This window comes from Pseudomonas sp. GW821-FHT01A09 (assembly GCF_058986725.1).
In genome coordinates, this window is the sequence record NZ_JBYSWB010000004.1 from 150,651 (window position 1) to 164,884 (window position 14,234).

At 61.2% G+C, this 14,234-nt stretch carries 10 protein-coding genes; 1 reads left to right on the top strand and 9 read right to left on the bottom strand.

Going from position 1 to position 14,234, the window contains the following annotated elements:
- On the top strand, nucleotides 1-4,230 hold the full coding sequence (locus AC3WJP_RS06835) for a hypothetical protein (RefSeq protein ID WP_493720521.1): 4,230 nt from the start codon (nucleotides 1-3) through the stop codon (nucleotides 4,228-4,230).
- Between the two features lie 28 nt (nucleotides 4,231-4,258).
- On the opposite strand, the gene AC3WJP_RS06840 is transcribed toward AC3WJP_RS06835, so the two are convergent.
- The 9 genes from AC3WJP_RS06840 to AC3WJP_RS06880 form a co-directional block, all read right to left on the bottom strand.
- The gene (locus tag AC3WJP_RS06840; RefSeq protein ID WP_493720520.1) at nucleotides 4,259-6,562 is read right to left on the bottom strand and encodes a YgiQ family radical SAM protein; all 2,304 of its coding nucleotides are present in this window, start codon (nucleotides 6,560-6,562) and stop codon (nucleotides 4,259-4,261) included.
- 130 nt (nucleotides 6,563-6,692) lie between these two features.
- A complete protein-coding gene (dnaB, locus tag AC3WJP_RS06845) occupies nucleotides 6,693-8,087 on the bottom strand; it encodes a replicative DNA helicase (RefSeq protein WP_493720519.1) in 1,395 nt (464 codons plus the stop codon).
- A gap of 111 nt (nucleotides 8,088-8,198) precedes the next feature.
- Nucleotides 8,199-8,645, bottom strand: coding sequence for a 50S ribosomal protein L9 (gene rplI / locus AC3WJP_RS06850; RefSeq protein ID WP_226505555.1), 447 nt, complete (start codon nucleotides 8,643-8,645; stop codon nucleotides 8,199-8,201).
- Nucleotides 8,646-8,664: 19 nt separating this feature from the next.
- The gene (locus AC3WJP_RS06855) at nucleotides 8,665-9,555 is read right to left on the bottom strand and encodes a YybS family protein (RefSeq protein WP_493720518.1); all 891 of its coding nucleotides are present in this window, start codon (nucleotides 9,553-9,555) and stop codon (nucleotides 8,665-8,667) included.
- A 35-nt stretch (nucleotides 9,556-9,590) separates the two neighbouring features.
- Complete coding sequence (gene rpsR / locus AC3WJP_RS06860; protein WP_002551829.1) at nucleotides 9,591-9,821, bottom strand: 30S ribosomal protein S18; 231 nt, start codon at nucleotides 9,819-9,821, stop codon at nucleotides 9,591-9,593.
- A gap of 28 nt (nucleotides 9,822-9,849) precedes the next feature.
- Nucleotides 9,850-10,272 (bottom strand): 30S ribosomal protein S6, encoded by a 423-nt coding sequence (rpsF, locus tag AC3WJP_RS06865; RefSeq protein WP_037015709.1) that lies wholly within the window; start codon nucleotides 10,270-10,272, stop codon nucleotides 9,850-9,852.
- A 283-nt stretch (nucleotides 10,273-10,555) separates the two neighbouring features.
- Nucleotides 10,556-11,308 (bottom strand): 23S rRNA (guanosine(2251)-2'-O)-methyltransferase RlmB, encoded by a 753-nt coding sequence (gene rlmB, locus AC3WJP_RS06870; protein ID WP_493720517.1) that lies wholly within the window; start codon nucleotides 11,306-11,308, stop codon nucleotides 10,556-10,558.
- The gene (rnr, locus tag AC3WJP_RS06875) at nucleotides 11,305-13,998 is read right to left on the bottom strand and encodes a ribonuclease R (protein WP_493720516.1); all 2,694 of its coding nucleotides are present in this window, start codon (nucleotides 13,996-13,998) and stop codon (nucleotides 11,305-11,307) included. Before rnr ends, rlmB begins: the two co-directional genes overlap by 4 nt.
- Nucleotides 13,998-14,234 (bottom strand): hypothetical protein (locus tag AC3WJP_RS06880; RefSeq protein WP_493735668.1); only part of this gene is annotated, 237 nt, incomplete at its 5' end. The genes rnr and AC3WJP_RS06880, both read right to left, overlap by 1 nt.

Consider the following 14,234-nt stretch of genomic DNA (forward strand, 5'->3'; position numbering starts at 1 on the left):
ATGCGCCAACTTCGTCCAGAGATCAAGGCCATGAACTACCTACCTACGTTTCAACACTGGCACAATCCCTCACTCATCGAAATGTCGACCATGCTGAGCCGCCTGAGCCAGCATCTGACAGACAATACCTACTCGCTCGATACCCCAACCACCCATTACCTGACGAAGTTGGGACTCGGCACCGTACACAACAGGCTCGAACTCAAGAGCCGCATCGAAACGCTGATGGCCCTTCTACAAGCGCTGGCTACCCAGGCACTGAATGATTCGGTGGCGCTGAAGGAACTGCTTCACGCCGGCGACGACGCAATCATCATCGACGCTGCGCGCAGGTCCTATAACCGCCCTCAGCGTAGCCTCCTGGACGACCTGGCACAGAACATTTTGCCGATCACACCTATCGACATCCGCCACAAGCATCCGTTGCTGGTGTTGTGCGCAATACTGGAAACTCCAGCGGCCCAAGCCGTGGCGCTCGACCTGCTGACGGCCATGGATTGGTACGGCCAGCATGATGGTGAAACACCCAGCCCTGTGGTGACCTGCAAGCTGATGTTCAAGGCCTTGGCGCTGGACATCGACCCAAATGCCGACGCCTGCGCGTTCGACTTCGAGCAACCAAGGTTGCGAGGCCAGAGCATGCACATGATACGCACGGCGGTCAGCGACCATGTACGCGACCGCGTCGGTATTTCTTCGCAACCCTCCACTTCGCTGATGAGTTACCTGATCACGGCCCACTTGCCTGCGGAGTTCCAGGTGCATGACGTACCGCAATACCTCGCGTGGCGGCGCAGCAACACCTGGGTGCATTTCAATCAAGGCGTGCGACTGGCGGAAATGATCACGCCAGGCAAGGCACGCACCATGACATTTGAAGCGCTCTGCAATTTCGCCTCACACATGCTCGAAAACACAGGTCGCGAGACGGAGGCCATCAAGACTCTTTGTGCCACGACGCTGACGGTCCCCCTGTTGCAGTGGGGCATAAGCAACCAACTGCTGCCCGACCAGGACCTGGCGCATTTCAGCGAGGACGACGTGATGTCGGCGTTCCTGAACTTCAGCGCCGAAGAAGAAGCCTACGGGCGCGCCGTTGACCAGCTTCGCCAACCGGCACCCGACCGCCTGGCCATGGCACGCGCTGAGCTGGAACGCCGCGGCATCCCCCTGCATACGAAGTTCGTTCGGCGCCCGCAACTCCCCATTGCGGATAGTTTCTGGTACAAGGGCCCGCATCAGCTCGCTCAGCGCATCCCCGCCGAGCAGGTCATCGCCAGCAATAAGGCCCGCACCGATCCCCCTGAACATATCCCCGAATACTTGCTGGGCAGCGACCTGAAGTACCACCCGCAGGCGCTGCCTCTGGACGACCTGCCGGATATCGAGGCCGAGTTCGAAACGCAGTTCGCGCGATGGATCAGCAACAGCAAGGCCGGTTGCCGGAACATGATCAGATCATTGTTGCGCGACCTGCCCGAAGACGACCGCAAGCCCCTTGACCAGGGCCTGCTGAGCGTTCACATGGTGCGCCAATTCGACTTCAGCAATTGGGAGTTGCTGGCCAATGTAGGGGGCCTGGCATACCGCGAGATCATTGACCGCCTCGGACCTATCCGCGGGCACTATGGTTTCATTATCGAGGCCGATTATCAGGGCCAGCGCTGCTACTACGAAGTATTGCCCTACGCCAGCCTGATACGTCGGCGCTTCGAGTGGACAGCGTTACCTACCTACCGGTCGGCAGACAGCGTCAACACCAATGCGCGCTTCACGTTCGATCTGGATGCCCAGGCCTACTTCGCCGGCCGCCCACCCAAGGACGTCGAGAGCGCACGTGTCATATTGGAGACGGTGCTAGGCCCGCTGGCTTCCAGCGGCGTTGGATTCGAAACCCGCATTGGCACTGTCGTGCGGGAAATGACGGAGCACATGTTCAGCTCGACGCACATTGAACACCTGCGCCAAAAGCTGCGAGGCGCCACCTACTTTGACAAGTCGCCTGCGCAAACCATCGCCAAGGTGCTCATTCCCATCTGGGGACCACTGGAAGACTTGCGTGATGGTTTGCGGACCGGCAACCGGGAGTCACTCAAATGGGCCATTATCGGCTTGCCCATCGATGCGCTGTCTCTGGTACTGCCGGCGGTCAGGCTGGCTGGACTGACCCTGCGTAGCGCGCGCATGGCCGCCAGGCTGGGCATCCAGAGCCACTTGCCACTTCTGCGCGACCTCGGCAGACAATATCTCAAAGAGGCTATCGCGCTGATCAACCCTCTGGACATACTCAGGGCCGTCAAGGGTGTGGCTACGGTTGCCTGGCGAAACTTCAGACAGATAGTCATACGCGTCACCCGCTGGGCGCGTCAGACATTCACCGGGCAGTTCAAAGCCATCAGACCACTGCAGTGGCTCGGTAGCGGGGCAAGACCGGTCTTGCCGAGCGGTCAACAGTTGCGTCGAGTCGATGACGGGCGTTGGATGGTTCTGCACAACAGCACAGCGCCTCGCAGCGAGGGCAAGCTGTTTCTCATCGACCCGGCGAGCACCCGCGCCTGCGGCAGGGCGCTGCGTCGACTCAATCACCAGAGCGGGCTGTCCTTGCGCAAGATCGATACCCTGCCACTGGAGGTAGATACCGATACCGCAGGCTGGTTGGTGCGGGACATCACCCCCAATCTGAGCAAACGCTGGGTGGCATGGGGCGATGAGCATTATTTTCAGGCAGGCAACACGCTTTACCGCAAAGTCGATCTGCCAGCCGGAGGCGCTGAATTGCGCAGGGTTCACGCCGATACCCTGGAACGCAGCGGGTCGCGACTCCGCCCTGGGGGCTGTCGTAACCGCCGCGGCCTGGATCTGGACGTCTGCGGCACCGGCGTGTGGCGCAATCTTGACCATAGCAACGCACTGGCCAGCAACACCGAAGGGGTCGATATCGTCCCTTGGTTCAACGACCGAGCCATCAAACCCGCCAGCGGCGGCGAGTTCGTACACAATCATCGCGTCCAGCAGGTGAAGGCTGACGGCACGTTGGAACAAGGCCGCAGTATCGGCCGCAGTCATTACAAGGCACAGATAGAAGCCACCGTGCTGGGCGGTAATAGCCGCTTCAAGCAGCTCCATCTCGCTGAGGGTATCGTCGAGGGTGTCGATGACTCGCGCAGGGTCTCGGCAGTGGTTGCCACCCGCAAAGCCGACGGCGTACAGGTGATGATCGCTCGTGTCGACGATCAAGCCTATTACAAGGGCGTCTTTGGTCCGGACAGCGACAAAATCACCCTGACGCGCATCACCGACAACGTTCCCTCCGAGCCGTCGAGCCATCAGACACTGTCTGAAAACGATGCACTGCACTACATCTACAACGGGTCGGTAGATGCGCATAACTATTTCAAGATCGTGAATCCCCAAGAGGCACTGCCCAACCTCAAACGTGTGGCGTCCAAGCTCACGCCCGCGGACAAGAAGTGGCTGCAGCAATACATTGGCGGGCCTTTCGAGCTGGGTACTCAGCCCGAGGAAGCGGCATTGTTCTGCCGTTTCAGTCAACACCATCTGCTGGTGAGCTCGCGGGGGCCTTCCAGCAGCTGGTCTACTGTCACTCGGCAGACGCCCGCGCCCCTGCGAACCGAGATCGCCACGCACCTGGAGGTGCTGCATGGCAACAGCGGACGCTTCACCGGCGAGAATCTGTTGCAGCCCGCCACGACCCAAGCCATGGCCAAAGGGGGCAAGAACCTGGCCTTCCTGCGGGTGAAATTCAAGGACCCAAGCAAGGCGCAAAGCATTTTTTACAGTTTGTCCGGCTTGCGCAATGCGGAACTGGATGTCCCCTTGACGCGCATGATGCGCAAGGGCGAGTTACCGGCGGGATGGACCCGGGAAGGCGAAGTGTGTATCGCGCCTGATGGCACACGCTACATCAACAGCCAATTCACTCGGCCTCGAAACGCCGACAATCCGGGCTCGGAGTATCTGTTGTTCCTGCCGGACCTCTCCAACACCCGCGCGCTGGATACGCTGCCTACCCAACAGCGCATGCTGGATTCGGAGCGGATGATTCTTCTGGCCTTCAACAAAGGCGTACCGCGACTCAGCGAGGTGGATGAGTTGTTGGTGTTCTCGCAGAAGCCCACCTGCCAGTCCTGCACGCTGGGACTGGCGTCACTGCGCAGCAAAATGCCACCCGGCAAATTTACCGTGGTGGAGGGCGCGGTCGCGCCCTGACGCCTGGTGCGATTCGTGGCTTATCGGATCAGCGCGGCAGCACCGGCTGGCGGGCGGGCTTGCCCTTGCCCTTGCCACCTTTGCTGGCATCCTTGCGCGCCTTGGCCGCTTCCTGGTTGCGGGCGAACGCCGCGGCCTTGGCCTCTTCGCGCTTGTCCCATGGCTTGCTGCCATCGGCGGCGCGTGGTGGCAGACCGGTGTGCTGGGTCAGGATCTTCTGACCCTTGCCGACCTTGTGGCTGCCAGCCGGCGTGGAGTTCTTGCGGCGCGCGCTCTGGTAGCTGTCGGAGTCCGGCTGATGCAGCGGGATCAACTGGTGCTTGCCCGGACCGATCAGGTCGGCGCGGCCCATGCGCTCCAGCGCTTCACGCAGCATCGGCCAGCCTTTCGGATCGTGATAGCGCAGGAAGGCCTTGTGCAGACGGCGCTGCTCCTCGCTTTTGACGATGGTCAGGTTGTCACTCTTGTAGGTGACCTTGCGCAGCGGGTTCTTGCCCGAGTGATACATGGCCGTGGCCGACGCCATGGGTGAGGGATAGAACGCCTGCACCTGGTCCGCGCGAAAGCCGTTGCCCTTGAGCCACAGCGCCAGGTTCATCATGTCTTCGTCGGTGGTGCCCGGGTGGGCGGCGATGAAGTACGGGATCAGGTACTGCTCCTTGCCCGCTTCCTTGGAGTACTTCTCGAACATGCGCTTGAACTTGTCGTACGAGCCGATACCCGGCTTCATCATCTGGTTCAGCGGCCCTTCTTCGGTGTGCTCCGGCGCGATCTTCAGGTAACCGCCCACGTGGTGGGTCACCAGCTCCTTGACGTACTCTGGCGATTCCACCGCCAGGTCGTAGCGCAGCCCGGAGGCGATGAGGATCTTCTTCACGCCCGGCAGGGCACGGGCGCTACGGTACAGCTGGATCAACGACGAGTGGTCGGTATTCAGGTTCGGGCAGATACCCGGGAACACGCACGACGGCTTGCGGCACGCGGATTCGATTTCCGGGCTCTTGCAGGCGATGCGATACATGTTCGCGGTGGGGCCGCCGAGGTCGGAAATGACGCCGGTGAAACCCGGGACCTTGTCACGAATCTCTTCGATCTCGCGAATGATCGACTCTTCGGAACGGTTCTGAATGATGCGTCCCTCGTGCTCGGTGATCGAGCAGAAGGTGCAGCCGCCAAAGCAGCCACGCATGATATTCACCGAGAAGCGAATCATGTCGTAGGCCGGAATCTTCTGCTTGCCGTAGGCCGGGTGCGGGACGCGGGCGTAGGGCATGCCGAACACGTAGTCCATTTCCTCGGTGGTCATGGGGATGGGCGGCGGGTTGAACCACACGTCCACTTCGCCATGCTTCTGCACCAGGGCGCGGGCGTTGCCGGGGTTGGTTTCGAGGTGCAGCACGCGGTTGGCATGGGCGTAGAGCACGGCGTCGCTGCGGACTTTCTCGAACGAGGGCAGGCGGATGACCGTCTTGTCGCGGGTCATGCGCGGGCTGGCCAGAATCTGCACGACCTTGGGCTCGTCCGGATCTTCCTGCGGGCCCTTTTCCTGCTCGATTGCGCAGGCTTGGGTGTCCTGGGTGTTGACGTACGGGTTGATGATCTTGTCGATCTTGCCCGGCCGGTCGATGCGCGTGGAGTCGACTTCGTACCAGTCTTTCGGGGTGTCGCGACGGATGAACGCTGTGCCGCGGATATCCGTGATGGTCTGGATATCTTCGCCATAGGAGAGGCGCTGGGCCACTTCGACGATGGCGCGCTCGGCGTTGCCGTACAGCAGGATGTCGGCGCAGGCGTCGATCAGGATCGAATGACGAACCCGGTCCTGCCAGTAGTCATAGTGCGCGATGCGGCGCAGCGAGGCCTCGATGCCGCCGAGCACGATCGGCACGTGCTTGTAGGCTTCCTTGCAGCGCTGGCTGTACACCAGGCTGGCGCGGTCCGGCCGCGAGCCCGCCAGGCCACCGGGGGTGTAGGCGTCGTCGGAACGGACTTTCTTGTCGGCGGTGTAGCGGTTGATCATCGAGTCCATGTTGCCGGCCGCGACGCCGAAGAACAGGTTGGGCTCGCCGAGCTTCATGAAGTCGTCTTTGCTGGTCCAGTCGGGCTGGGCAATGATGCCAACGCGAAAGCCTTGGGACTCCAGCAGGCGGCCGATGATGGCCATGCCGAACGAGGGGTGATCCACATAGGCATCACCGGTGACGATGATGATGTCGCAGGAGTCCCAGCCAAGCTGATCCATCTCCTCCCTGCTCATGGGCAGGAAAGGTGCTGGCCCGAAACATTCGGCCCAGTACTTGGGATAGTCGAAAAGCGGCTTGGCTGCTTGCATGTCGATGACCGTGTTGGCTACTGGATGGAAAAACGCGGGCGCGGAATATAGCACAAAAATTAACCAAGTCCGACGGTAATGGTCGGATTTTGGTGAAGGTCAGTGTGCTCTCTCGGGCCTCTTCGCGGGCTTACTCGTCGTCGAAGTTGTAACTGCCCGGCGCCAGATTCTCGAACCGGGTGTACTTGCCAATGAACGCCAGGCGGATAAAGCCGATCGGACCGTTCCGCTGCTTGCCGATGATGATCTCGGCGATGCCCTTGTGCTCGGTCTCGGGGTGGTAGACCTCGTCCCGGTACACGAACATGATCACGTCGGCGTCCTGCTCGATCGCTCCGGATTCGCGCAAGTCGGAGTTCACCGGGCGCTTGTTGGGGCGCTGTTCCAGGGAGCGGTTGAGCTGCGACAGGGCGACCACCGGGCAGTTGAATTCCTTGGCCAGGGCCTTTAGCGAGCGCGAGATCTCGGAAATCTCGTTGGTGCGGTTGTCACCGCTGGAGCCCGGGATCTGCATGAGCTGCAAATAGTCGATCATGATCAGGCCGATCTCGCCGTGCTCACGCACCAGACGCCGTGTGCGGGCGCGCATTTCCGACGGGCTGATACCGGCCGTGTCGTCGATGAACAGCTTGCGATCGTTGAGCAGGTTGACCGCCGAGGTCAGGCGCGGCCAATCGTCGTCGTCCAGACGACCGGAACGCACTTTCGTCTGGTCGATTCGGCCAAGGGACGACAGCATCCGCATGATCAGCGAATCGCCTGGCATCTCCAGCGAGTACACCAGTACGGTCTTTTCGCTGCGAAGCACCGCGTTTTCGACGAGGTTCATCGCGAAGGTGGTCTTGCCCATGGACGGACGGCCGGCGACGATGATCAAGTCGGCGGGCTGCAGTCCGCTGGTCTTCTCGTCGAGGTCGGTGTAGCCGGTGGACAGCCCGGTGATCGCCGCGTCGGTATTGAACAGCGTATCGATGCGGTCGATGGCCTTGGTCAGCAGGTCGTTGACGCTGACCGGGCCGCCGGTCTTGGGCCGCGCTTCGGCGATCTGGAAGATCTGCCGTTCGGCTTCGTCGAGAATCTCGGAGGCATTGCGACCTAACGGATTGAAGGCGCTGTCGGCGATGTCGTTGCTGATGGTGATCAGCTGGCGCAGCGTGGCACGCTCGCGGACGATCTGTGCATAGGCCTTGATGTTGGCGACCGAAGGCGTGTTCTTCGCCAGTTCGCCCAGGTACCCGAGGCCGCCGACCTGGGCGCTCTGGCCCTCTTTGTCGAGCTGCTCGTGCAGGGTTACCACGTCGAACGGGGTGTTCTGATCGGCCAGGCGCGCGATGGCGCGGAAGATCAGACGGTGGTCATGCCGGTAGAAATCGCCATCCGACACTTGATCGAGTACACGCTCCCAGGCGTCGTTGGACAGCATCAAGCCACCGAGCACGGCTTGTTCGGCCTCGATGGAATGCGGCGGGACCTTGAGGGCAGACGTTTGCAGATCGTATTGCTCGGGAGCGGATATCTCGTTCATGACCACACTGAATTCAGGCTATCTGAGAAAGACAAAGGGCACGACCTGTAAACAGGATCGTGCCCGATGTTAACCGCCTGACACACAAGGTGCCAGACCGTCAGGTGTTGCTTAAGCTGCTACCACGACAACGCGGACAGTGGCTTCTACGTCGCTGTGCAGGTGCACGGCCACGTCGAATTCACCGACGTTGCGGATGGTGCCGTTCGGCAGACGAACTTCGCTTTTTGCCACTTCGACGCCAGAGGCGGTCAGTGCATCAGCGATGTCGTGAGTACCGATCGAACCGAACAGCTTGCCTTCGTCGCCAGCGGTGGCAGTGATGGTCACTTCCAGCTCGGCCAGTTGGGCAGCACGGCTTTCAGCCGATGCTTTCTTGTCAGCGGCAGCTTGTTCCAGCTCGGCGCGACGCTCTTCGAACGCAGCCAGGTTGGCGGCGGTCGCAGCGGTAGCCTTGCCGTAAGGCAGCAGGTAGTTACGACCGTAACCAGCCTTGACGTTTACCTTGTCGCCCAGGTTGCCCAGGTTGGCGACTTTTTCCAGAAGGATCAGTTGCATGTGGAAATCCTCTTAACTTTTAACCTTCACCGTTCGCGTTATCGGCGTCTTTCGGCGCCAGACGACCGCGAAAATCAATCAGGCTGTCGACGATGGCCAAGACCACCAGCAACGGATAGATCAGTTGCATGAACAGCAGCAGTGTCACGTAAAGCCCGACCAGCCAGAACTTGCCCAGCGTGCCCCGTACCACCAGCCCGTGCATCAGCGCCAGGCCGGCAAACACCAGCGGAACACTGCACAGCGGCGTCAGCATGGCGATCTGTGGGCCGAAATTCGGCCCGACCAACATGCACGCCAGCAGCATCAACGCTGGCCACAGGGGGATTCTGATGGCCCGAAACTCGCGACCGAACCCACCCGGGTTGTACAACACTGCCTGCCAGTATCGCCCCAGAATCAGGGCCAGCACACTGACGGCTTGCAACAAGGCCGCAATCAGACCGGTCAGCACCGGTGCGATCAGCGCAGCCAGGCGGGCCTGTTCCTCTACCGACAATTGCTGGTAGAAGCCCTGAAGCAACCGCGGCAGCAGCTTTTCGAGCTGTTGCGCCATCGCTTCGATGGGCACCTGGAACACCACACCCAATACCACGCCATACACCAGGCCCAGCGCGATGCTGACCAGCAGCACCCGGTTCCAGGACTCACTGGCGCGCAATTGCGCCGCCAGTACCAGCGTGCCCAGCAACACCATCAAGGTGCGCGGTTCGCCGTAAAACCACCAGACCAAGGCCGGCAGCAGAGCCCAGAGCAGAACGCCAGAGGCGTCCTTCATTCCGCGCCGCAGGTACACAAGGCAACCCGCGGCGGCACTCAACCAGAACAACAACGGCATTGCCGCACAAGCAACCACTACGAGAGTGGCTTGCACGCGACCGCGCATGATGAAATCAGCTAACGAACGCATGCACTCTATCCCTTGCTACAGTCGACGACCTGGTCTCAGCGGCCGTGGCTGTCGGTGTAGGCCAGCAGGGCCAGGAAGCGGGCGCGCTTGATAGCGGTGGCCAGCTGACGCTGATAACGAGCTTTGGTACCGGTGATACGGCTTGGAACGATTTTGCCGGTTTCGGATACGTAGGCTTTCAGGGTGTTGAGATCTTTGTAATCGATCTCTTTCACGTCTTCAGCGGTGAAGCGGCAGAATTTACGACGACGGAAGAAACGTGCCATGTTATAGGCTCCTCAAGTGGTCCGTGGATTACTCGTCAGCGTTATCGCTGTTGTCGCTGTCATCACCATCAACGCCTTCGGCGTCGGAGTGCTCAGGACGGTCGCGACGCTCACGGCGCTCACTGCGGTTTTCTTCAGCCTTGAGCATCTCGGACTGGCCAGTGACGGCTTCGTCGCGACGGATGACCAGGTTACGGATCACGGCATCGTTGTAACGGAAGTTGTCTTCCAGCTCGGCCAGGGCCTTGCCAGTGCACTCAACGTTCAGCATCACGTAGTGAGCCTTGTGAACATTGTTGATTGCGTAGGCCAGTTGACGACGGCCCCAATCTTCCAGGCGGTGGATCTTGCCGCCGTCTTCTTCGATCAGCTTGGTGTAACGCTCAACCATGCCGCCGACTTGCTCGCTCTGGTCAGGGTGGACCAGAAAGATGATTTCGTAATGACGCATGAATGCTCCTTACGGGTTGTAGCCTGCCGCCAGGGCGGTCAGACAAGGAGTGAATGAACACGTGTAAGCTTGCTCGGACGAGGCACATGCGTACCTGCCGCCACGGCAAGGGGCGCAATTGTAGTGAAGGGCGGGAGGGGAAGCAAGGAGATTGGTGATTATTTGAACAATCACCAGCACACGATCACGATGTAGCGAGGGGGCTTGCCCCCGAAAAATCTACCAGCCACCCAACAGGGGTCGATGGCGAATATTTTCGGGGGCAAGCCCCCCCGCTACAGGGTTATTTCTTCTTGGCGTTACGCTGGCGAACGGCTTCGAACAGACAAACACCGGTGGCCACCGAGACGTTGAGGCTGCTGACGCTGCCCGCCATCGGCAATTTCACCAGGTAGTCGCAGTGCTCGCGCGTCAGGCGACGCATGCCCTTGCCTTCGGCGCCCATGACCAGAATGGTCGGGCCGGTCATATCGTGCTGGTAGAGGTCCATTTCCGCCTCGCCAGCGGTACCGACGACCCACAGCCCGCGCTGCTGGAGTTTTTCCAGGGTGCGAGCGAGATTGGTCACCGCCACCAGCGGAATCACTTCCGCAGCACCGCAGGCCACCTTGCGTACCGCCGGGGTCAAGGTCGCCGACTTGTCCTTGGGCACGATCACCGCCAGCGCACCGGCCGCATCGGCACTGCGCAGACAGGCGCCGAGGTTGTGCGGATCAGTCACGCCGTCCAGCACCAGCAACAACGGCGCGCCTTCGGTACGGTCGAGCAGCTCGTCGAGCATCGCCTCGCCCCACACCTGGCTCGGGCTGACATCCGCCACCACTCCCTGATGCACACCCTCGCCTGCCCAGGCATCGAGCTCTCGGCGTTCGGCCTGACCGACTGGCACCCGATTCTCACCGGCCAATGCTACCAGCGTCTGCACACGTGGCTCGCTGCGACCTTCAGACAACCAGATCTGCTTGACCCGCTTAGGGTGATGACGCAATAACGCCTCTACGGCATGCACGCCGTAGATCTTTTCCAACTGACTCATGATTTCGCCTTGGGTTTACGCGAGCCCGACTTCGAAGGGCCTTTACGGTGTTTGGTCGGCCCCTTGTTATCGTCGCTCTTGGCGCCACTGCCCGGACTGCTCTTGGCTTCCGACAGCAGCGCCTTTTTCAGCTCGCGACTCTTGCGCACTTCGGCGTTCTTGGCCGCGGCATCCGAGGCACGGTAAGCCTCGACCGGCTCGGGCTTGCTCGAGCGACGCGGCGGCTTGAGGTCCGGCGTCTTCTCGGCGGGCTTGCTCGACCCGCCCTTGCCCGAGGTCGACTTGCCGGCGCCGGAGCGCCCTGCAGGTGCCTTGGGTGCGTAGGCCTTGTCCACCGGATGGGCGTTATCGCCCTTGGCTTTTCCCGACGGTTTCTCTGCCCGCCCTTTGGTGGCGGGTGCATCGGCCAGACGGTTCTTGCGACCGATCGGGGCATCGAGGGTAGTCTGGGCGATTTCGAAATCGATCTTGCGCTCGTCGAGGTCGACGCGCATGACCCGCACTTCGACGGTGTCGCCCAAGCGGAAATTGCGCCCGGTGCGTTCACCGGCCAGCTTGTGATGCACCGGATCGAAGTGGTAGTAATCCCCCGGCAGCGCGGTGACGTGCACCAGGCCTTCGACGAAGATATCGGTGAGCTCGACGAACAGGCCGAAACCGGTCACCGCGGTGATCACGCCCGGGAAGCTCTCGCCCACACGATCCTTCATGAACTCGCACTTGAGCCAGTTGACCACGTCACGGGTGGCTTCATCGGCACGGCGCTCGCTCATCGAGCACTGCTCGCCCAGCTGCTCCAGGCCGTTCTCGTCGTACGGGTAGATACGCGCTTTCGGGATGGTCGGCGCACCGGCGCGGCGCACGTGCGGGGTGTCCAGCTTGGAGTGGATCACGCTGCGGATGGCGCGGTGCGTCAGCAGGTCCGGATAACGACGGATCGGCGAGGTGAAGTGGGTATAGGCTTCGTAATTGAGGCCGAAGTGGCCTTGGTTGTCAGCGCTGTACACCGCTTGGCTCATGGAGCGCAGCATTACCGTCTGGATCACGTTGAAGTCCGGGCGATCGGCGATCGACGCCAGCAGCGCACGGTAATCCTTGGGCGACGGACCATCCTTGCCCTTGTGCAGGGACAGGCCCAGCTCGCCGAGGAAGGCGCGGAGCTTTTCCAGGCGCTCGGGCGGCGGCGCGTCGTGCACGCGGTAGAGGGCCGGAATCTCGTGCTTCTTGAGGAATTCGGCAGTGGCCACGTTGGCCGCCAGCATGCACTCTTCGATCAGTTTGTGGGCATCGTTGCGCACGGTCGGCTTGATCTCGGCGATCTTGCGCTGCGAACCGAAGATGATGCGGGTTTCCTGAGTTTCGAAGTCGATCGCACCGCGAGCATGACGGGCGCTGAGCAGCACTTTGTACAGCGCATACAGCTGCTTGAGATCCGGCAGCACATCACCAAACTCGGCGCGCAGGGCCTTGGCCTCGGCGGTACGCGAATGCTCCAGCATGGTGCTGACCTTGTTGTAGGTCAGGCGCGCATGGGAGTGGATCACGGCTTCGTAGAAGCAGTAGTCGGTCATCTCGCCAGTCTTGGAGATGGTCATCTCGCAGACCATGGCCAAGCGGTCGACTTTCGGATTCAGGGAGCACAGGCCGTTGGACAGCTGCTCGGGCAGCATCGGGATCACGCGCTCGGGGAAGTACACCGAGTTGCCGCGCACCTGGGCTTCGTCGTCCAGCGCCGAACCCAGCTTGACGTAGCTAGACACGTCGGCGATGGCCACGTAGAGCTTCCAGCCGCCATTGAACAGACGCAGCTTGCTCTTGGCTTCGCAGTAGACCGCGTCGTCGAAGTCGCGGGCGTCTTCACCGTCGATGGTGACGAACGGCAAGTGGCGCAGGTCGATGCGCTTTTCCTTGTCCTTCTCTTCCACCTGGGGCTTGAGCTTGGTGGCTTCCTTGAGTACGGCGTCGGGCCATACGTGTGGGATGTCGTAGGTGCGCAGGGCGACGTCGATTTCCATGCCCGGTGCCATGTAGTTGCCGATGATCTCGACAATGTCGCCCTGGGGCTGGAAGCGCGGAGTCGGCCAGTGGGTGATTTTCACCGCCACGAACTGCCCGACCTTGGCTGCGCCATGACGACCCGGAGTGATCAGCACTTCCTGCTGGACCTTGGGGTTGTCTGGCTGGACGAAGCCGATACCGCCTTCTTCGAAGTAGCGACCCACTACCGTTTCGTGAGCACGGGAAACGACTTCGACGATCACGCCTTCACGACGGCCGCGGCGATCGAGGCCGGAAACACGCGCCAGGGCACGGTCGCCGTCGAACACCAGGCGCATTTGCGCGGGGCTCATGAATAGATCGTCGCTGCCGTCGTCCGGCACCAGGAAGCCGAAACCGTCGCGGTGGCCGCTGATGCGCCCCAGGATCAGGTCGAGCTTGTCGACCGGCGCGTAGGTGCCGCGGCGGGTGTAGATCAACTGAGCGTCGCGCTCCATGGCACGCAAGCGGCGGCGCAGGGCTTCGATCTGGTCTTCAGTGGAGAGGCCGAATTCGTCAGCCAGCTCTTCGCGGCTGGCGGGCGAACCGCGCTCGGCGAGGTGCGCGAGGATCAGCTCACGGCTGGGAATAGGGTTTTCATATTTTTCCGCTTCACGAGCGGCCTCGGGATCGAGGGACTGCCAATCGGCCATTAGAGAGAATTCACCTTGTCTATATGCGGGTTAGTTTGGCATAGGCGTATTGAAACGGGAAATTTCAGCTGCTGTTCAGTGCCGAATAAGCGAGCGCAGCGCAAAAAAAACCGCACGGCGACCGCTTCGCGTAAAAAATTTAATATTTTTAACAACAGGGGTTTACAGCGCAAAATCCGCTCCGTATAGTGCGCGCCATCGACGACGTACAGCGCTGTCGATGATGCCCAGGTGGT

Coding starts and splice junctions, on each gene's coding strand:
- dnaB (WP_493720519.1), bottom strand. CDS start 8,087: ATGAACGAGATATCCGCTCCCGAGCAATACGATCTGCAAACGTCTGCC.
- rnr (WP_493720516.1), bottom strand. CDS start 13,998: ATGGCCGATTGGCAGTCCCTCGATCCCGAGGCCGCTCGTGAAGCGGAA.
- rpsF (WP_037015709.1), bottom strand. CDS start 10,272: ATGCGTCATTACGAAATCATCTTTCTGGTCCACCCTGACCAGAGCGAG.
- rlmB (WP_493720517.1), bottom strand. CDS start 11,308: ATGAGTCAGTTGGAAAAGATCTACGGCGTGCATGCCGTAGAGGCGTTA.
- rplI (WP_226505555.1), bottom strand. CDS start 8,645: ATGCAACTGATCCTTCTGGAAAAAGTCGCCAACCTGGGCAACCTGGGC.
- rpsR (WP_002551829.1), bottom strand. CDS start 9,821: ATGGCACGTTTCTTCCGTCGTCGTAAATTCTGCCGCTTCACCGCTGAA.
- AC3WJP_RS06835 (WP_493720521.1), top strand. CDS start 1: ATGCGCCAACTTCGTCCAGAGATCAAGGCCATGAACTACCTACCTACG.
- AC3WJP_RS06855 (WP_493720518.1), bottom strand. CDS start 9,555: ATGCGTTCGTTAGCTGATTTCATCATGCGCGGTCGCGTGCAAGCCACT.
- AC3WJP_RS06840 (WP_493720520.1), bottom strand. CDS start 6,562: ATGCAAGCAGCCAAGCCGCTTTTCGACTATCCCAAGTACTGGGCCGAA.